This window comes from Hyphomonas sp. TMED31 (assembly GCF_002172815.1).
In the GTDB taxonomy this organism is placed as follows: Bacteria; Pseudomonadota; Alphaproteobacteria; order Caulobacterales; family Hyphomonadaceae; genus Hyphomonas; species Hyphomonas atlantica.
Map to the genome: position 1 here is coordinate 1 of NZ_NHCK01000034.1, position 19630 is coordinate 19630.

Annotated in this window: 16 protein-coding genes; 6 read left to right on the forward strand and 10 right to left on the reverse strand. The window is 58.4% G+C overall.

Annotated elements, in window-relative coordinates; genetic code table 11:
* On the forward strand, window positions 1–345 hold a 345-nt coding region (locus tag CBB91_RS05225; protein WP_273012581.1), incomplete at its 5' end, for an aminotransferase class IV.
* On the opposite strand, the gene CBB91_RS05230 is transcribed toward CBB91_RS05225, so the two are convergent.
* Together CBB91_RS05230 and CBB91_RS05235 are read right to left on the reverse strand one after the other, a co-directional pair.
* Window positions 291–593, reverse strand: coding sequence for a SemiSWEET transporter (locus CBB91_RS05230; protein ID WP_051602507.1), 303 nt, complete (start codon window positions 591–593; stop codon window positions 291–293). The genes CBB91_RS05225 and CBB91_RS05230 overlap by 55 nt on opposite strands.
* A 119-nt stretch (window positions 594–712) precedes the next feature.
* Entirely contained in the window at window positions 713–1228 is a 516-nt protein-coding gene (locus tag CBB91_RS05235; protein WP_273012583.1) for a hypothetical protein, read from the reverse strand.
* A gap of 125 nt (window positions 1229–1353) precedes the next feature.
* On the opposite strand from CBB91_RS05235, the gene CBB91_RS05240 reads away from it, so the two are divergent.
* Entirely contained in the window at window positions 1354–3339 is a 1986-nt protein-coding gene (locus CBB91_RS05240; protein WP_273012635.1) for a protein meaA, read from the forward strand.
* 79 nt (window positions 3340–3418) lie between these two features.
* Complete coding sequence (rimK, locus tag CBB91_RS05245) at window positions 3419–4822, forward strand: 30S ribosomal protein S6--L-glutamate ligase (RefSeq protein WP_273012585.1); 1404 nt, start codon at window positions 3419–3421, stop codon at window positions 4820–4822.
* Window positions 4823–4829: 7 nt separating this feature from the next.
* Here the strand turns inward: rimK and CBB91_RS05250 are convergent, their stop codons facing one another.
* From CBB91_RS05250 to CBB91_RS05265, 4 genes are all read right to left on the reverse strand, one after another.
* A complete protein-coding gene (locus tag CBB91_RS05250) occupies window positions 4830–6035 on the reverse strand; it encodes a multidrug effflux MFS transporter (RefSeq protein ID WP_273012587.1) in 1206 nt (401 codons plus the stop codon).
* Window positions 6036–6225: 190 nt separating this feature from the next.
* The gene (locus tag CBB91_RS05255; protein WP_035549205.1) at window positions 6226–6801 is read right to left on the reverse strand and encodes a hypothetical protein; all 576 of its coding nucleotides are present in this window, start codon (window positions 6799–6801) and stop codon (window positions 6226–6228) included.
* 156 nt (window positions 6802–6957) lie between these two features.
* Complete coding sequence (locus CBB91_RS05260) at window positions 6958–8388, reverse strand: aldehyde dehydrogenase family protein (protein ID WP_273012590.1); 1431 nt, start codon at window positions 8386–8388, stop codon at window positions 6958–6960.
* 100 nt (window positions 8389–8488) lie between these two features.
* Complete coding sequence (locus CBB91_RS05265; protein ID WP_273012592.1) at window positions 8489–10765, reverse strand: NADP-dependent malic enzyme; 2277 nt, start codon at window positions 10763–10765, stop codon at window positions 8489–8491.
* A 172-nt stretch (window positions 10766–10937) separates the two neighbouring features.
* On the opposite strand from CBB91_RS05265, the gene mutS reads away from it, so the two are divergent.
* Window positions 10938–13637 (forward strand): DNA mismatch repair protein MutS, encoded by a 2700-nt coding sequence (gene mutS / locus CBB91_RS05270; protein ID WP_273012593.1) that lies wholly within the window; start codon window positions 10938–10940, stop codon window positions 13635–13637.
* Here mutS and CBB91_RS05275 read toward each other — a convergent pair.
* The 4 genes from CBB91_RS05275 to rsfS form a co-directional block, all read right to left on the reverse strand.
* Window positions 13634–14836, reverse strand: a complete 1203-nt coding sequence (locus CBB91_RS05275) for an NAD(P)/FAD-dependent oxidoreductase (RefSeq protein WP_273012595.1) — start codon at window positions 14834–14836, stop codon at window positions 13634–13636. The two genes, mutS and CBB91_RS05275, sit on opposite strands and share 4 nt — an antisense overlap.
* Before the next feature lies 1 nt (window position 14837).
* Window positions 14838–16133: a TAXI family TRAP transporter solute-binding subunit gene (locus CBB91_RS05280; RefSeq protein WP_273012597.1), complete on the reverse strand. Its 1296-nt coding sequence runs from the start codon at window positions 16131–16133 to the stop codon at window positions 14838–14840.
* 305 nt (window positions 16134–16438) lie between these two features.
* Window positions 16439–16903, reverse strand: a complete 465-nt coding sequence (locus CBB91_RS05285; RefSeq protein WP_273012599.1) for a 23S rRNA (pseudouridine(1915)-N(3))-methyltransferase RlmH — start codon at window positions 16901–16903, stop codon at window positions 16439–16441.
* 9 nt (window positions 16904–16912) lie between these two features.
* Window positions 16913–17245, reverse strand: a complete 333-nt coding sequence (gene rsfS, locus CBB91_RS05290; protein ID WP_273012601.1) for a ribosome silencing factor — start codon at window positions 17243–17245, stop codon at window positions 16913–16915.
* 262 nt (window positions 17246–17507) lie between these two features.
* On the opposite strand from rsfS, the gene CBB91_RS05295 reads away from it, so the two are divergent.
* Both CBB91_RS05295 and gshB read left to right on the forward strand, forming a co-directional pair.
* Entirely contained in the window at window positions 17508–18191 is a 684-nt protein-coding gene (locus CBB91_RS05295) for a BON domain-containing protein (RefSeq protein ID WP_273012603.1), read from the forward strand.
* 46 nt (window positions 18192–18237) lie between these two features.
* Window positions 18238–19188, forward strand: a complete 951-nt coding sequence (gshB, locus tag CBB91_RS05300; protein ID WP_273012605.1) for a glutathione synthase — start codon at window positions 18238–18240, stop codon at window positions 19186–19188.
* Window positions 19189–19630: the final 442 nt, after the last annotated feature.

Genomic DNA, 19630 nt, shown 5'->3' on the forward strand with positions numbered 1-19630 from the left:
GAAGCCGCCTCAGCCAATTCGTGGATCGTGACCGAGGACGACCAGATCATCACCCGCAACCTGTCCAGCGACATTCTGCCCGGCATCACGCGCGCACATGTTATTGCCCGCCTGAGAGATCGAGGCCTCACTGTGGAAGAACGCGCCTTCACTCCCGATGAAGCCTATGCTGCGCGGGAGATCTTCACCACCTCGGCCGGTGCGATGATTGCGCCTGTGGTCCAGTTGGAAGATCGCCCTGTCGGCGACGGCAAGCCCGGCCCAGTAACCCGTCTTGTACAGCGGCTATATTATGAAGCGCTGGGCGCAGACGTCTCCAAAGTGGCCGCCTGGGCCCTCGCCTGAAGCGTGTGGCGCACTTTCAGGCCCAAAATCACACTCGCCAGAAGGATTGTAACCAAGTTGGCGATGATAATCGGCATTGAGTTGAGCAGGAAGCCGTAGACCAACCAGCCCGTCACGCCCGCCGTGAACATCGTGTACATGATCAGGGAAATGCCGTCCGTCCGGCCGGTCCGGATGACCATCAGGGCCTGTGGCAGGAATGAAAGCGTGGTGAGGGCAGCGGCCACAAGGCCGATCATGTCAGTCATCGCCGGAAACTCCGTGTACGCAGGGGCGCTATACCTGATTTCAGGTAGCCGCGAAATGTCCAGAAAGCCGTAGCAAATATGGGGATGTTTGCGCTAACGGATTTCACACAGGAAGATGGCTATTCCTTGTCGATGATCTCGCCTTCGATGATTTCTCCGTTGCCTTCCCCTGCTCCGGAACTTGCGCTGTTGGAAAAGCCTGTATTCATCTGGCTCATCACTGCCGACACTTCCTGTGTTGCGATGCGCGCACTGAAAGTATTTGCCAGCAGGGCGATGCCCGTTGTCGCGCAGAATAGCCCGACATCCACCGCGCCATATCCGCGCGCCAGGGACGTCTCTCGAAACAACGCAAACACGCCGAGGCAGACAATGAACAATCCTGCCAGCAAACCCGCACGCACGGCGAACCCTGGCAGCAGTCCCGTCACTGCGGGATACCCTTCATGGCCAGTCAGTCGATGCAACCGGAAACGCTCAACCCAGCTGGCCAGAAGCATTCCGGCCGCCAACGCCGCCACCATAAGCACGCTGCGCTCCAGAAGCGCCGCGACGACCACGCCAAGCGGAAAGATGAGGATAGCGATTATCCGCAAAAGCAAGGCGGACTGGATCAGACTGGTCGGCTGGTTCACGTATTTCTCCTCTCGCCTCCATCTGGTTGCTCTGACATCCTGACGCAAGCATGCACGCTTGCCTTGTGTCGTTTCACACGGCATGTTGCGGCGCAACATAATAAGGGGAGAATTCCGTGGCAGACATGGATAAAGCATACCAGCACGCGCCGGACCGCCCGTGGATCTTTCGGACCTATGCGGGCCATTCCACGGCGACGAAATCCAACGAGCTCTATCGCGGCAATCTCGCCAAGGGCCAGACAGGCCTGTCGATCGCCTTCGACCTGCCCACACAGACCGCCTATGACGCCGACCACATCCTTTCAAAGGGCGAAGTCGGCAAGGTCGGCGTGCCCGTGAAGCATCTTGGCGATATGCGCCTGCTCTTCGATCAGTTGCCGCTGGAAGAGATGAACACGTCCATGACGATCAATGCGCCGGCGGCCTGGATGCTGGCGCTGTACGTCGCGCTGGCAGATGAACGCGGAGATGATCGCAAAAAGCTGCGCGGGACGACCCAGAACGACATTGTTAAGGAGTATCTCTCCCGCGGAACCTATGTGTTCCCGCCCGAGCCGAGCCTTCGCCTGATCTCGGACATGGTCAGTTGGTGCTATACTGAAGTACCCAAATGGAATCCGATGAATGTCTGCTCCTATCACCTGCAGGAAGCGGGCGCGACACCGGAGCAGGAACTGGCCTACGCGCTGGCGACGGCAATCTCTGTTCTGGATACGGTGAAAGCCGGCGGACAAGTTCCGGAATCAGACTTTGAGACTGTTTTCGGTCGTATTTCATTTTTTGTGAACGCCGGTGTCCGTTTCGTTACGGAACTTTGTAAGATGCGTGCCTTTGTGGAACTCTGGGAGGAGATTGGCCGCGAGCGCTATGGCGTCACCAGCCCAAAGGCGCTGCTGTTCCGCTACGGCGTTCAGGTCAATTCGCTCGGCCTGACCGAGCCGCAGCCTGAAAACAATGTCTATCGCATATTGATTGAAGCGATGGCGGTCACGCTATCCAAAAAAGCTCGGTGCCGCGCCCTGCAATTACCGGCCTGGAACGAGGCGCTTGGCCTGCCACGCCCGTGGGACCAGCAATGGTCTTTGCGCCTGCAACAGATCCTCGCCTATGAGACGGACCTTCTGGAATATGAAGACATTTTCGATGGCAGCCACGTCATCGAATCCAAGACTGAGGAATTGAAAGCGCTGGCCCGCGATACACTTGCCGACATTGATCAGCGCGGCGGGGCGACGAAATCGATCGATTTCATGAAAGAAAGTCTGGTCGACGCTCATATCGAGCGCATCAAGGCCATCGAGAGCGGCGAGCTGACTGTGGTGGGCGTCAATCGCTATACAGAAAGCGAAAACAGCCCGCTCGGCGCGGGTGACGGCTCGATCCAGACTGTCGACCCCGCAGAAGAATCTGCCCAGGTGCGCGACTTGAAGGAATGGCGCAGCCAACGCGACCAGTCTGCCGTCGATGAGGCGCTCGCCAATCTGAAACAGGCCGCGCGCGATGGCACCAACATCATGGAGCCATCCATTGTCTGCGCGAAGGCCGGCGTTACGACCGGCGAATGGGGCACCGCGATGCGGGAGGTATTCGGTGAATTCCGTGCGCCGACGGGCGTTGCAATGGTTATCAAGACCGAAGGCGAGGAAGATGTCACCGCGGTCCGCAAGGAAGTTGAACGCGTTTCCGAAGCGCTCGGCCGCCAGCTGACCTATGTGCTCGGCAAGCCAGGCCTTGATGGCCACTCCAATGGCGCCGAGCAGATCGCCGCGCGCGGCCGGGAAGTGGGCATGAATGTCGTCTATGAAGGCATTCGTTTCACACCATCCGAGATCGCCGCGCAGGCGAAGGAAAACAACGCCCATGTCGTGGGCCTGTCGATCCTGTCCGGAAGCCATTTGGATTTGGTGCGCGAAACGATTGCCGAGCTTCGCAAGGTCGGCCTCGACAATGTCCCGGTTGTTGTGGGCGGCATCATCCCACCGGAAGATTCCCGCGCCCTGCGCCAGATGGGCATCGCCCGCGTTTACACGCCGAAGGATTTCAAGATCACCGAGATCATGGGCGACGTGGTGGGCATCGTGGACAAGGCATGGCTGGTCGAAGGCTGAGGCACACAATCTGCGCATTATAGATTGAATACCTGACCGTTCGCCTTTATCGGGCGCGCACAAGCAGGAAGGCTTCACCATGCCCCATTCCAAACCTTTTGAACTCGGCTGGGAGGAATGGCTCGCGCTGCCTGATCTTGGCCTGCCAGCAATCAAGGCGAAGGTGGATACAGGCGCGCGCACGTCTGCGCTGCACGCCAGCGTGATTGAGCCATTTGGTCCGGCTGACGCGCCGCAAGTACGCTTCCTGATACAACCAGACCCGAACAATCCCGCGCTCGAGGTGACGTGTTCAGCACCGGTCGTGGACCGCCGCGACGTGACAAGCTCGAACGGGGAAACAGAGCTGCGCTATGTAATCCAGACCGATGTGGAAATGGGTGGCCGACGCTGGCCGATCCAACTGACGCTAACCAATCGCGAAAGCATGTCCTACCGAATGCTGTTCGGACGCGGCGCAATCCAGCCCGACATGATTGTCGATGCCAACGCGTCGTTCCGTCAGCCGAAGCTGGACTTCGCCGCCTATGCCGGCCTGCCGAAAAAGCGCCCTGTAAAACGCCCCCTCCGGATCGCCCTGCTAACGCGTGAGCCGAAGAATTACTCCAGTCAGCGCCTGATAGAAGCAGCGCAAGCGCGGGGCCACGTGATCGAAGCCATCGACACGGCACGCTGCTACATGCAAATCGGCACAACGCACCCGCAAGTGCATTATGATGGCAAGGCGCTGCCGCGTTATGACGCCGTCATCCCGCGTATCGGTGCGGGTATAACGGATTACGGGCTCGCCGTATTGCGCCAGTTCACCAACACTGGCGCCTTCTGCCTGAACAGCGCGAGTTCCATCGGGCATTCGCGCGACAAGCTGATGGCCCACCAATTACTTGCGCGCGCCAAGATAGACATGCCAGTCACCGCCTTTGCCCACAGCCCGAAAGACACGAAAGACCTTATCTCTCTGGCCGGAGGGGCACCGGTGGTGGTGAAGCTGCTCTCATCGACACAGGGCAAAGGCGTCGTGTTGGCAGAAACACGCAAGGCTGCGGAAAGCTTGACTGACGCCTTCCGCGGGCTGGACGCCAACTTCCTGGTTCAGGAATTCGTGGAAGAGGCGGCCGGGACCGATGTGCGAGCCTTTGTGATTGGCAACAAGGTGGTNGGCGCAATGAAGCGCCAGGCACAGAAGGGCGAGTTCCGGTCNAATTTGCACCGTGGCGGCACCGCATCCACGATCAAACTGACGCGGCAGGAGAGAGATACGGCGCGGGAGGCAGCAAAGGTACTTGGCCTGCGGGTCGCTGGCGTAGACCTTCTGCAAACGGAGAAAGGCCCGAAAGTTCTGGAAGTGAATTCCTCCCCCGGCCTTGAGGGTATCGAGTCCGCCACGGGCAAGGATATTGCCGGCCTGATCATCGAACATCTTGAAAGNCAGGTCCGGCCGCTTGCNCGNGTTCGTGAACCTGCATCACGCAANCGCCGCTGANNGGCNATCAGCGAGAACTGAACAGTTTTCCTTTTTCCGTGATCAGAACAACGATGAGCGATCCAACGCCGAGCGCCACAAAGCCGAGCATCAAGGGCAGGGTGGTTCCGTTGTAATAGCTGCCGATCACCATGCCGAGCAGGCTGGAGACAGTCGTNGTCGCAAACCCGTAGGCTGCGGACGCCGTACCCGCGATCTTGCCAAGCGGCTCCATCGCCAGCGCTGAAAAGTTCGCACCCATCATGCCAAAACAGGCAAAGGTCAGCGTGAACATCGGGAAGAACCAGTAAAGGCTTTCACCAAACAGCCAGGTCCTCAACGCGAGCGCCGACGACATCAGGATGAACACGACCATCGCCCCGTGACTGAGCCGGCGCATACCTACACGCTCCACGAAACGGGAGTTGAAGAAGTTTGCGCCCGCCAGTGCGGCAGCGATGCCGGCGAACCAGAACGCAAACGTCTCTTCCTGTCCGAATACACCGCGGAAGACCTGCTCGGAGGAACCGATGAAGGAAAAGAGCGCACCAAATATNATGCCGGACGCNCACATATAGCCGAAGGTGACGCGGCTGCGTCCGACTTCCANATAGTTTCCAAAGGCCGACGCCAGATTGAGCGGCTTGCGCGNATCTTCGGGGAGGGTTTCTGGCAGGCGAAACCAGGTCCAGACCAGAAGCGCCAGNCCAAACAGGGCCAGCACACCGAAGATCCATTGCCAAGGCGCGATGAACAAGACGACCTGCCCCATCGCTGGCGCGATCATTGGAACGATCATGAAGATGGTCATGACGAGAGACATGAATCCCGCCATACGACGGCCGGCATAAAGGTCCCGCACAACCGAGACCGCAACCAGGCGGGCGCCAGAGGCAAAAACGCCTTGAAGGAAACGCGCCGCCAACAGGGCGTGAAAATCTCGCANTGCTGCGCACAGAACCGCCGTTAGCGCGTATCCGATCAGGCCAATGAACAATGGCATCCGCCGCCCAAACCGGTCAGAAATCGGTCCCCAGAAAAGCTGTGGGGCGCCAAAGCCGAGAATGTAGGCGAATATGATCAATTGTTGCCGATTGGCATCTTCTGGCAACGCGCCTGTCAGCCCGGTGGCACTGGCGATTTCCCCAAGTGCAGGCAGCATGATGTCGATGGCCAGAGCATTCAGTGCCATCAAGGCGGCAACCATGACCACCATCTCGGTTCGGCTTGGCACCGAGCGACCGTGTGCGCCTTGTTTTATGAGAGGTTGTTGCGGGGGTTGTTCTGAATCTGGCATGTCCGGAAAGTCCCCGCGTTTCGTCTAGCCGGTCCATTTGGGGCGCGTTGGGACCAAAGGCCAGTGGCGAAGACATAAAAAAACCCCGCCAAAAGGCGGGGCTGCAATGCGGTTTCGCAATCAAAGGTCAGTTTGGTTGAGGCCGAACTATGTTCATGCCCAGATTGTAGGTTACCTGCTCAGCATCGAAATACGCCGCATCGTCAGGCTTCTTGCCCTTACCCATCAGGATTTCGGCAGATGCCACGTACTTGGTACGCTCACGATATTCAGATGGGCCGCCCCAGTAAGGGTCGAGCGGCCCAAAACGCGCGTGCCGCGATCGCAGGAAAGGATCGTGATAATAGCGGGCATAGGGGCCGAAATAGGCATAATTCAGGTGAAAATGGCTGTAATACGGAGAATATGCTCCCCCAACCGGAACCAGTCGGCTGTTCGAGTCTGTTTCGCGGCGCACAACCCGGAAATGATCATACCCATTCAGACGAGTCAGCTCTGCAGCGCGATAGAGAAGATAGGTCTCTACCGTCTTTCGGTCAGTCAGCGAATTACCGGAGAACTCGACCTGAAAGCGATTGTCTTCAATCTTCACTTCTGAGTAGCCGCTATTGCCGTCAATGGCAGCCTGATAGGGCGTAGCGGTGGCGCAGGCACCTAGTAAGGCCAGCGCGGCCAATGCGCCTGAAAGCTTTAATGTAGGCATGGGGCGAACCCTCCTCAGTGTTGATCCCGCCATTTTATGGAGGAAGCTGGCTGAACACTAGTTGAATTGGCTTCACGTTTCAGCGAGCAGATTGTTCCTGAAACAGAAAAGGGCGACCCGGAGGCCGCCCTGTACTCATTTGTCTGAAACGCCAGATTACGCGGCCTTGTAGCCCATCACGGCTTTCACTTCGAGGAACTCCTCGAAACCGTACTCGCCCCATTCGCGGCCATTGCCAGACTGGCCATAGCCACCGAATGGCGCCGTGAAGTCCGGGCGGGCTCCATTGACCTGGATCTGGCCAGCGCGGATNCGGTTGGCCACNTTGCGGGCCTCNTCTTCTGCGCCCTGCACATAGCCNGCGAGACCATAAACCGTATCGTTCGCCATCTGGACCGCATCGTCGACATCCTCATACGGGATCATGACCAGCACCGGCCCGAAAATTTCTTCCCGAGCGATCGTCATGTCATTCGTCACGTTTGCAAACACGGTCGGACGCGCAAAATAGCCCTTGTTGAAGCCTTCCGGACGTCCCGGACCACCAGCAACCAGGGTTGCGCCCTCTTCAATACCCTTCTGGATCAGGTCCTGAACCTTCTGGTACTGATTTCCGTTGGAAATTGGTCCGATCGCGCCCGGCGTCGCCTCTGCAGGCATCATCACCTTCACAGATTCAGCAGCGGCTTTTGCAATAGCGATCGCCTGCTCCTGCTGGTCCTTCTGGACGAACATGCGCGACGGAGCGTTACAGGACTGACCAGAATTGGTCATCATCTGCATCACGCCACCGCCGACGGCCTTATCGAGATCCGCTGAAGGCAGGATGATATTCGGGCTTTTGCCACCCAGCTCCTGGGCGACGCGTTTCACCGTCGGTGCAGCGGCCTGGGCGACCAGAACACCAGCACGGGTCGAGCCGGTGAAGCTCATCATGTCAACATCCGGGTGNGCCGAGAGAGAGGAACCAACGCCCGGACCATCACCGTTCACGAGGTTGAACACGCCCTTCGGCACACCGGCCTCATGCATGATCTCAGTGAGGATCATGGCATCCAGGGGAGCAATCTCGGATGGCTTCAGAACCATCGTGCAGCCTGCTGCAATGGCAGGCGCCACTTTGCAGGCAATCTGATTGAGCGGCCAGTTCCATGGCGTGATGAACCCGCAGACGCCAATCGGCTCCTTGCGGAGCAATGTCGTGCCTTTCAATTCTTCGAATTGATATTCGCGAAGGATCGCAGCGGTGGTGCCGAAATGGCCCATACCAGCTGGCACTTGCGCAGCGTTGGCCAGCCACATCGGCGCGCCCATCTCATTTGAGATCGCCTCAGCCATTTCAGGCATACGCGCCTTGATGCCTGCNGCAATCTTTTCCAGCAACTCAGCGCGATACTCCACGCTCGTTTGCGAAAATGATGGGAAGGCAGCCTTCGCAGCAGCAACGGCCTTGTCGACATCTGCTTTCGAGCCGATCGAGATGACGGCAAAACTCTCTTCAGTTGCCGGATTTTCGATTTCCATTGTCCGTGGCTCTACGGGATCTACCCATGCGCCGTCGATATAGAACTGCTTGTATTCTTTCATGCTGTTCGGGCCTCCCTGTGGTCCATTTGCTGACACGACTATAGGTGCGCCNCCCGCCACGGGCGAGTCCTGACGCAGCGTAATTTCAATGGCCGCGAAATCAGCTGCCGTGTACGTGATCTACGTCGAAAGCCGCAATCGTGGCGAGGTTCACAATGTCGCCCACGGTCGCACCGAGGGAGGCGATCTGAACCGGCNTTTCCAAACCAAGCAGCATCGGGCCGATCACCGTTGCACGGCTCATGGACTCCAGNAGCTTGGTCGAGATTGAAGCTGCATGAATCGCAGGCATCACCAGCACGTTCGCCGGGCCAGTCAGGCGGGAGAACGGATAGAGCAGCTTGTGGCTCGGATTGAGTGCAACGTCGGCGCTCATATCGCCCTCATACTCAAAATCGATGCCGCCCATACTGTCGAGAATTGCCACCGCTTCGCGCACTTTTTCCCCACGCTCACCCATCGGATTTCCGAACGTAGAGTAGGAGAGGAAGGCAACGCGCGGAGAGAATCCGAGCGAACGAACCGCGCGCGCAGATTCCATTGCGATGTTGGCGAGNTCTTCGCCCTGCGGCAGTTCGGTAACGCTCGTGTCCGCAATAAAGACGGTGCGTCCCCGGTTAATCACCATGGACATGCCGATCACAGCTTGGCCCGGGATCGGGTCCAGGACGAGCAGCGAGTCATTCAACGCGACGTCGTAGTTCCGGGTCACCCCGGTCACCATGCCGTCAGCATCACCATTCTTCAGCATGCAGCAACCGAACACGTTCCGGTCCTGATTGACGAGACGCTGGGCGTCGCGCTTCAGGTAGCCGTCACGCTGGAGGCGCGCATACAGCATGTCCGTATAGAGCGGATTGTTGTCGGATACGCGCGCATTGATGATTTCCAGCGACCCCTTGGCGACACCCATCTGTTCCATGGCGCGCTCGACCTGAGCTTCGCGGCCGATAAGGATCGGATGGCCAAGGCCCTGGTTCTTGAAGCTGAAAGCGGCACGTACAACGGCAGGCTCTTCGCCCTCAGCGAACACGATCCGGCGCTGCAGCTCCTTGCAACGNGCNTGAACGCCTTGAATGAACGAAGCCGATGGGTCAGCCCGGCGAGCCAGAGAGTGGCGGTAGGCTTCCATGTCTTCAATAGGTTTACGCGCAACGCCGGTATCCATTGCGGCCTGGGCCACGAATGGCGGGATAAAGCTGATCAGACGCGGGTCAAANGGGGTTGGAATAATATATTCACGCCCGAAGCTTGGGCGGGCACCGTGGTAGGCAGCTGCCACTTCATCCGGCACGTCTTCACGCGCCAGCTCGGCCAGCGCCTGCGCAGCCGCGACTTTCATTTCCTCATTGATACCACGAGCCCGCACATCAAGCGCGCCGCGGAAAATATANGGGAAGCCGAGAACGTTGTTGACCTGGTTTGGATAGTCCGACCGTCCGGTCGCAATAATCGCATCATCACGAACCGACTTGATGTCTTCCGGCGTAATCTCCGGATCCGGATTAGCCATTGCAAAGATGATCGGGTCCTTCGCCATGGACTTCACCATCTCTGTTGAGACAGCGCCTTTCACCGACAGTCCCAGAAAGACGTCGGCGCCATCCATGGCTTCCGCAAGCGTGCGCTTGGTTGTCTTCACCGCGAAGGCAGACTTGAACTGNTCCATCTTCTCGGAGCGCCCCTCATAGACCACACCAGTGGAGTCGCACATCAGGATATTCTCGGCTTTCACGCCGAGGTGCCGGATNAGNCCTGCACAGGAAAGGCCGGCGGCCCCTGCCCCGGACACAGCAACTTTCAGGTCTTCCAGTTTGCGGCCCGTAATGTGGCACGCATTGATCAGGCCAGCCGCCGCNATGATCGCNGTGCCGTGCTGGTCATCNTGGAAGACTGGAATGTCCAATTCNTCACGCAGACGACTCTCAATGATGAAGCAATCCGGCGAAGAAATGTCTTCCAGATTGATCCCGCCCCAAGTCGCGCCGATATTGCGAACGGTTGTGATGAANTCCTCGACGTCCGTCGTGCTGACTTCCACATCGAAGCTGTCAATGTCAGCGAACCGTTTGAACAGGACGGATTTGCCTTCCATCACCGGTTTGGATGCCATTGGCCCCAGATTCCCGAGACCAAGAATAGCGGTACCGTTGGAGATAACAGCCACCATGTTGCCCTTNGCCGTGTAATCGTAGGCNCGATCCTCATCCTCAGCGATGGCGAGAACAGGAACGGCAACGCCGGGACTGTAGGCCAGCGACAGATCGCGCTGAGTGCCCATTGGCTTGGTCGGCACCATCGAAATCTTGCCAGCATGTGGCTGCGAGTGGAAATCGAGGGCTTCCTGATCTGTGAAGCTCGGCCGTTTTGTGGTCATCGCGCGGAAAATCCGTTGTTGCAAAAAGTTTCAGATGAGGCCGCAAACTAGGCCGGTGCGATTGGCATGCCAACAGCAAAACCGGCCAATCAGTGCGATATGATCACTTTGTCGCGCGCAAGCTGGTGCGAGGCTTTGCGAATCTCTGGCACTGGCGCTAGCGTCCCGCTCCATGGCTGATACCGCTACACCCTCGAAACCTGCGTCCGCGCCGAGCCCGTTCATGGCGCAATACCTGTCGATCAAGGCACGGCACGCCGATGCCCTGCTCTTCTTTCGTATGGGTGATTTCTACGAGCTCTTCTTCGAGGACGCTATTGAAGCCGCGAAGGTGCTGGACATCACGCTAACCTCTCGGGGGGAGTATGATGGCAAGCCCATTCCGATGGCGGGCGTACCCTACCATGCCGCCGAGGGATATCTCGCACGACTGATCAAGGCCGGATGCCGGGTTGCGGTATGTGAGCAGACAGAAACTCCGGCGGAAGCCAAGAAACGCGGTTCAAAGGCGATCGTTAATCGCGACATCGTCCGCATCGTAACGCCAGGAACGCTGACCGAAGACGCGCTGCTGCCGGCACGACAGGATCAGGCGCTTGCCGCCATCGCGCTCGGGACCGGTGGCACCGAAGCTGCGATTGCGGTGTGCGATGTTTCAACCGGACGATTTGATGTCACGGCGCTTGCTGCCGATGCGTTGGCCGACTCCCTCATGGCCTACCCCCTCTCGGAATTGTTGGTGTCCGACGGCGATCTCGACAAGACTGCCGTCGCCAACACGGTCGCGCTCTCAAGCGCTCCGGTCACATTCCGCCCGGCCCGTAGCGCCAATCACAAAGCTGGCGAAAACCTGCTGAAGNAGACCTTCAACATTGCCGCGCTGGAGGCGCTCGGTGATTTCAATCGCGCAGAGCTCGCAGCGATTGGATTGTTGCTGGATTATGTGAAGCTGACCCAGGCAGGCAGCGAGATCCGCCTGGACCCACCGGTTCGAGCTCGATCGGAAGGCCATCTCGCCATTGATCCGGCAACACGAACAAGCCTCGAGATCGACCGGTCCATGCGCGGAGATCGCAATGGCTCTCTGCTCGGCACGATTGATCGGACTGTCACAGCGCCCGGCGCGCGCCTTCTGGCCGCCAGGCTGGCGCGTCCGTCCGTCGACCGGGANGAGATNGAGGCACGCCTNGATGCCGTGTCCTGGTTTGCCGACGACCGCGATACGGTTGAGACNGTCAGATCGANCCTCAAAGCAGCGCCAGACCTTGAACGGGCACGAACCCGCCTCCGCCTCGGGCGAGGTGGACCGCGGGATCTTGTCGCCATTGGTCGCGCATTGGTTGCCGCCCACGAAGCTGCAAGCCGCCTCACGGCTCTGGGAACCGTCTTGCCGTCCAGGATTTCTGACGCAACCNNAGCGCTGAACCTCAACAAGGATGCCTCGCTTGCCGAGCTCTCCCGCGATCTCGAAACAGCGTTGTCCGAAAACCCACCTACCCTGGCCCGTGACGGCGGATTCATCGCCCAAGGTTGGGACGCTGCGCTGGACGAGGCGCGCGGCCTTCGTGATGACAGCCGCCAGATCATTGCTGCGCTCCAGGCCCGATATGCGGACGANACCGGCATTTCCGCGTTGAAGATCAAATTCAACAATGTGCTCGGCTATTTTGTTGATGTGCCTGCCCGGCATGGGGACGCTCTCATGAAGCCCCCCTTGTCAGAGACCTTCATTCATCGCCAGACACTGGCCAGCAATGTTCGCTTTTCAACGCAGGAATTGTCTGAACTCGCCGGGAAAATATCGCGCGCAGAAGACGAAGCCAAAGGACGCGAACTTGCAATCTTTGACCAGTTCTGCAGCCGCATTGATNGGCTGAGCCCTTCCCTCTCCCGGTCTGCCTCTGCCATTGCTGAACTGGATGTCGCCGCCGCTTCCGCGGAATGGGCATTCGAAGCGGATGCGGTTCGCCCGGCCCTGACCGATGACACCACATTCAAGGCGACCGGCTTGCGCCATCCGGTCGTCGAAGCCGCGCTGAAGAAAGATGGGCAAGGCTTCACTGCAAATGATCTGAACCTGAGCGGCGACGATACGGGTACGCNCCTACTTCTCGTCACCGGTCCAAACATGGCAGGTAAGTCGACCTATTTGCGGCAGGGTGCACTGGCGGTGATATTGGCCCAGTCCGGTTTATTCGTGCCCGCACGATCCNTCACCCTGGGCCTCTGTGACCGCATCTTNTCTCGCGTCGGCGCNTCGGACGACCTGGCCCGAGGCAGATCAACCTTCATGGTTGAAATGGTGGAAACTGCCGCAATCCTNAACCAGGCAACCGAGCGCAGCTTCGTCATCATGGACGAAGTCGGTCGCGGCACTTCAACATGGGATGGCCTTGCCATCGCCTGGGCAGCGGTCGAACATTTGCACTCAGTCAATAAATCGCGGGCCTTGTTTGCCACGCACTATCATGAACTGACAAAGCTCGTCGAAGACCTGCCCGGCGCAGCAAACGCGTCGCTACGCGCGAAAGAGTGGAAGGACGACCTTGTCTTCCTGCACGAAGTACAATCTGGCCCGGCGGACAAATCCTATGGNGTTCAAGTTGCCAAACTGGCGGGACTTCCGAAGAANGCCGTCAGACGCGCCGGGCAAATACTGAAACAGCTGGAAGCGGAACCCAGTGCACCCGAAAGCCTGCCCCTGTTCGCAGCTGCGTCTTTTACACCGGACACGGAAGACAATGCTGNCCCCGAAGAGATCGTCGCCCCATCAGAGGCAGATAAAGCTTTGCAACAAATAGATCCGGACTCGCTCACACCCCGCGAAGCGCTTGATCTAATGTATCGCCTGAAGGCACTGGCCTCAGACTAAGTTCCTGGCCGCAGCCCCAGCCGTTTGAGCGGAGACCCGAGACCGCCACTGACCATGGCCGCCAGAATTTTCGGAGCGGGAGATATACGACTGACTGGAGCCGCCAGCCAATCCCTGAGCCAGGCGAGACTTCCGGAATCGGATTGATAGGCCGGCGTGAACAACCAACTCATGGCCTGAAACAATCGAACATGCATTTTTCGCATGCGGGCATAGTACATCAATTGTCGGTCGAGCTCGTCTGACTCTCCCAACGCGCGCGCCAACGCATACGCATCCAGCAACGCCATATTGGCTCCCTGCCCCAATTGCGGACTGGCAGCATGCCAACTATCGCCAATGTGAACGACACGCTGGTCAACAACCGGCCTGTGCGTGCGATGTTNATATCGGGCAAATGTCAACTGNTCGTGGTTTTCCAGCGGCTCCAGCAACGCGGAGGTCTCCGGCCAGAGATCAATGGCCTCACGCTTCCAGTCTGATAATGGCGCCTGTTTCCACTGCATGTATGCATCATTGCGGATAGACCAGAAATAGGTAAGGCATTCCTGCGCAGAGTCGCTTGAACGGCCAGATGGCATGACGCCTGACATTTGGCGCGCCTGTCTGTACCGCTGGACCAGCGCGTCCAACTCGAAGCCAGCATTCTCTTGCCACGGAAGAGTTACCCACAATGCTCCATATGGAAGTGCATGGCGAGCCCGCAGGGATAACGGCGACCGAACGCCAAGTGCATCCACCACAATGTCAAAAGGGCCAAGTGTGGTCCCCGCCCCTGTCGTCAACAGGCCTTGTCCGGCACTTGCGGAAATGATCCGCGTCGAAGGCACAATTTCTGCGCCTGCGTACACAGCGGCTTGGTATACGAGATCAAACAGTGCGCCCCGCTGTATCGCAACCCCGCAAAGTCCCGGTCGCAAAGCCCCATACTGAACATCCAGCACCGTCCGTCCATTGTCCACGGATTGTCCATGCAGGCGACGAATGGTTGAACCAAGCTCCGACGCAGCTTCGCGCAGTCCCAGCTCGCCCAATATGGTGAGACCGGTTTCCTGCAGGATCAGTCCAGCCCCGACAGGTCTCGGTGCGTCGAACTGGTCGAATACGGAAACCTTGTGGCCGTCGCGGGCAAGAAACGCCGCTGCTGCAAGTCCGCCAATGCCCGCACCGGCAATCGCAATCTTGCGGGCCTCAGACATGTCAGCCGGCAACCCTTACCGGGTTATGATTGCAAACGAGCTGCTTCACGAACTCAACATGGCTTCGCAAGCGATAAAGGTCATCCGTGTAGGACAAGGGAACCTCCACCGCGCCGATCTCGGCTTGNAATGCCTCCAGTTCTTCAAGCACCTGATCTCGCTGATCATCGCGATCTGCAGCCCGGCCCCGCTCTTCAAGCGTGCGTAAGTCTTCATACCAGACATANATCTTCCGGCGCACGCGCCAGCGATAGATAGGTGGCGCCACCCGAACGAGCGGAAACAGAAGCGTCAGAAGCGGAATTGCCAGAACCCAGGCGCGCTCCAGAAAGTTGGCCACATCAAAAGAGAAATAGCGCCGAAGAAAGGAGGGACCATTCTGGTAGTATCGGCGCGCCTGATCCGTTATCGGCAAATCAATCAGATCAGGGTCCGGGTAGTGTCCAGCAGGCGCGAGAAGCGTACCTTCGGAATGGATTGATGTGGCCGCATCGATGAGCAGAGCCTCAATCGCCGGGTGCAAATCCTTGCGGACGACCAATTGAGCGACCGGAGCGACAAGGGGCACATCTGCTGCTGGAATATCCTCTCCAATGTCCACCACACCGCGCAACAGGATGATATCGGACAAAGCCTCGTGACGCCGAGCCAGCGCAGGCGCGCGCTCGAATGGTAGTAGGCGCACATCCTCATTGACCAGAAGCCGATCAATATAGGAGGACTCCACAGAAGCCGCGAACGCAGCGGCATCGACCTCACCTGCCAGAAGCGCGTCCGCCGCTGTCGTGCCGGATAGCGTCAATCGCGTCGTCTCGATCCATTCCCCGCCATAATCTGCCTGCAGGTCCAGCGCCAGAATACGCGTGCCTGAGCCATCTCCCCCAATAGCGATGCGGCCTGCGCGCAAGTCTCCCAGACTTTCCGCAGGAAAATCACTGCGAACGAAAACCCAGAACGGTTCCGGAAACAGCCCACCAATCGACCGCAATTCTTCGCGGTCGCGATCCGTCGCAAGACCGCCTTGCACCAGTCCGACATCGGCTTCGGAATCGTCGAGCAGACGCAGATTGTCGATCGAACCTTGAGTCTCAACAAGTTCAACCTCAACGCCCTCTTCCGCGAGCAAGCGTTGATACCGCTCTGCAAACGCATGGTAGGCGCCGCCCGGGCTACCGGCGGCAAATCGAATATTCTTTGGAGGGGCCGGGTCCATAAGCACGAGGGCCAGCAATACCCCGGCAAGGGCGACGACCACCAATGGCCAATAGACTTTCAGGAAATCCCGCAATCCCGACATCAACCAGGCCTCCCACCTCGCATTTCCATGACGGTTAAAGCTCTAGGCCGGGAACTTGCAAGGATCAACAAAGCGTAACGCGCTGCCTTCAAATGGCCGCATGCACGCCGCGCATGGAACCTATTCCGTTAGGAGAGTGTTCATANAGGCAACGCGGCACCAAATAGGCCCGAGCAGCAAGAAAGGACCGAACCGGTGAGCAATCCAATTTCCCTGACAAGACTTCTGTCNGTTACGGTGATGGGNCTGATTGCCGCTCTGGCGTTCATCATGATCCTGATGCCTGCGCCATCGCTCTANGCTGGTTAGTCTTTGTGATAGGGNGTTCCCGCCAGAATCGACACAGCACGATAGACCTGTTCTGAAATCATGACGCGAACGAATCTGTGTGGCCAGGTCTGAGGCCCGAATGCGATTGTGTCCGGCACCGCTGCTTTCACTGCGTCACCATAGCCTTCCGCTCCACCAATAAGGAACACCAGGTCTGGGACACCCTGGTCGCGCCATTTTGCAAGATTGGCGGCGAAATCACGGGAGCGGTGAGCTCGTCCGAACTCGTCCAGTCGAATGCATTTGGCGCCAGCGGGCAGTTTCGCCAGGATCCGCTCGGCCTCTGCGTCGAGCCCGCCCCCGCTCGCCACNTCGACCTCTTCAATTCCTCTAAATCCAAGAGACCGCGCAATGGGNCCGGCCCGCTTGATGTATTCATCGACAAGTTCGCGCTCCGGCCCGGACTTCATCCGACCGACGACGAGGAAAATGATCCGCATCCGTGCGCGCTAATTCGCGGGTGTGCGGTGGGCGTTGTCAGAGGCCCAGATCTTTTCGAGNTTGTAGAACTCACGGACCTCGGGACGNAACAGATGCACGATAACNTCCCCGGTATCGATCAACACCCAGTCAGCATTGGGCATACCTTCGATACTGGCCGGGCGTCCGGTCAGCTTCTTGATGTCCTGTGCGAGATGATCTGCCAGAGCCGCGACGTGACGACCGGAACGGCCTGATGCGATGATCATGAAGTCAGCGAGCGAAGATTTGCCTTCAAGGTCGATGAAGAGAACATCTTCCGCCTTGTCATCCTCAAGGGCCTTGGCGAGAGTTTCGGCCACGTTGCGGATGTCGTCGAGAGTGGCCTGCTGGGCGGGCTGTAGCCGCGGGGCGCTAGGGGTCAGGGGTCCGGTTCCTTCTGGTTACGATCTGCTCAAGATAATAGCATCCGTAGGCCGGAACAACCAGTGAATTACGGGTGATTCGGATCGATTTCAGCGGGAAACCATGCCAATTTGCAGTTGGTGTCAGTCTCGCCAGATTTTCGCCGCAACCTGATGGCAGGTACGCACATTGATAAGATCGCTGATGGAGTAGACTCATATGCGCACGCAACTTGCCGCCGCCGCCCTTGTGTTGGCCATGCCCCTTTGCGGTTGTGCCGCAGCGGCCCTTGGTACAGCTGGCGCTGTNGGTGTCGCCGCTGTTCAGGACAAATCACTTGGCGAAGCCGTCGACGATGCGACCGCTTCAAATCAGATCAAAAGCAAGCTTCTTTCCGAAAGCGCAAATCGGTTNGGCGAAGTTGATGTTGAAGTAACGAGCGGTCTCGTTCTGTTGTCAGGGCGCGTTGATACGCCGGAAGACCGGGTCAAAGCCGAAGGCATAGCCTGGACGTCGCCGCTGACACGTGACGTCGCAAACGAGATTCGGATCGAACCAGCAGGCGGCTTCCTGGCCAATGTATCGGACGAGTTGATCACGGCACGGGTTCGCTCTCGCCTTGTTGGATCGAGCTCCGTCAAGAGTGTGAACTTCAATATCGAAACCTATAATGGCGTCGTTTACCTGATGGGCATCGCCCGCTCAGCAGAAGAACTGAAGCGCGCCGCTGAGGAAGCGAGCGTCGTTGGCGGCGTGAAGCAGGTTGTATCTTATGTTCGCGTGCGGGATGGCCGCTCTCAACAGGCTGCGCCAACACTCCAGGGCGGAGCCTCTTATCAAAGCGCGCCTGATGCCTCATATGACACAAGTGCCGACGGCGAGCTGATCGGCGCAAGTTACTAAGCAGGGCCTCACCGCACGGGCGGTGGCCCATGAAGGAGCCGCCCCCATGAGTTTGCGCGTTGCGATCCAGATGGATCCGCTCGAATCCGTCAATATTGACGGTGACACCACATTCGCCCTGGCTGAGACCGCGCAGGCGCGCGGCATGGAGCTGTTCGTCTACGGCCCCGAAAAACTCAGCACGGAGGCAGGCCGGCTTACGGCAGAAGTGCGCCCGGCGCGCGTACAGCGCGTCAGGGAAACGCCGGGCTTGTTCGGCGACACGACACGACTGGACCTTGCAACCGATGTCGATGTCATCCTGATGCGTCAGGATCCGCCCTTCGACATGAGCTATATTACGGCCTGTCACCAGCTGGAGCAGATTTCGGACAAGACACTGGTCGTGAATGATCCGGAAGGCGTGCGCTCAAGCCCGGAAAAAATCTTTCCGCTGATGTTCCCGGAGCTAATGCCCCCTACCCTTGTGTCGCGCGATCTAGAAGCAATTCAGGAGTTTCGTGACAGGCACAAGGACATCATCATCAAGCCCCTTTATGGGCATGGCGGTGCAGGTGTATTCCGCCTGAAGAACGGCGACTCCAATTTTGACTCCCTCACCGAACTCTTTTTTAGCCGCTCCCGCGAACCNGTGATGGTNCAGGCATTCCTTCCAGCCGTCAGCGAAGGTGACAAGCGGATCATCCTGATCGATGGCAAGGCCGTAGGCGCAGTGAACCGCCGCCCCAAGGATGGGCAGGTCCGTTCCAACCTCGTTGTTGGCGGCACTGCCGAAGCCAGCGACCTGAGCGATGCCGACAAACGAATTTGTGATGCCATCGGTCCGGAGCTGAAGCGTCGGGGACTTGTTCTCACAGGCATAGACGTCATTGGCGGTCGCCTGACCGAGGTGAATGTCACATCTCCAACCGGAGTTCAGGCGATCAAGAAGCTGAGCGGCATTGATATCGCCTCCATTTTCTGGGACTCTGTGCTGGACAAACTTGCGAGCCGCTAGGGCACGCGCCAAGAATGGGGACATGTTCATGAAACTGACGACAACCTTTGCGCTCGCTTCACTTTGCCTTGTGGGCACCGCCTGTTCGCAGGCGGCTGACAGCGAAGAGGCGCAAGCCGTCATTGCAACAGAGACCGCTCAGATCGAAGATGAGTACACAGGGTCGCTGAACCTGAATCTTCCATCAACCACCCTGTCGGACGACTCGACCTCTGGCNCATTGAACCTGCGCATTGGACAGGGTGATGAAGATGATGGCCTGTTGATCCGGTCCGGCGAGTTTGGAACNGGAAACTTTGACGATGAGCCGNCCACNATCCTGTCCCTGCCAGAACAATCGGCAGAATCCGGTGAGGAAGTTATCCGGCTCGACCCAAAATAGCGCCGCCGCACAACCGTTGCTGGTNCAAATTGATCGATCGNAGTTGATTTCAACTTTTGA

Bases quoted from the DNA above. Each gene is read 5' to 3' on its own strand.
- CBB91_RS05230 (WP_051602507.1), bottom strand. From the start codon at position 593: ATGACTGACATGATCGGCCTTGTGGCCGCTGCCCTCACCACGCTTTCA.
- CBB91_RS05240 (WP_273012635.1), top strand. From the start codon at position 1,354: ATGGATAAAGCATACCAGCACGCGCCGGACCGCCCGTGGATCTTTCGG.
- CBB91_RS05255 (WP_035549205.1), bottom strand. From the start codon at position 6,801: ATGCCTACATTAAAGCTTTCAGGCGCATTGGCCGCGCTGGCCTTACTA.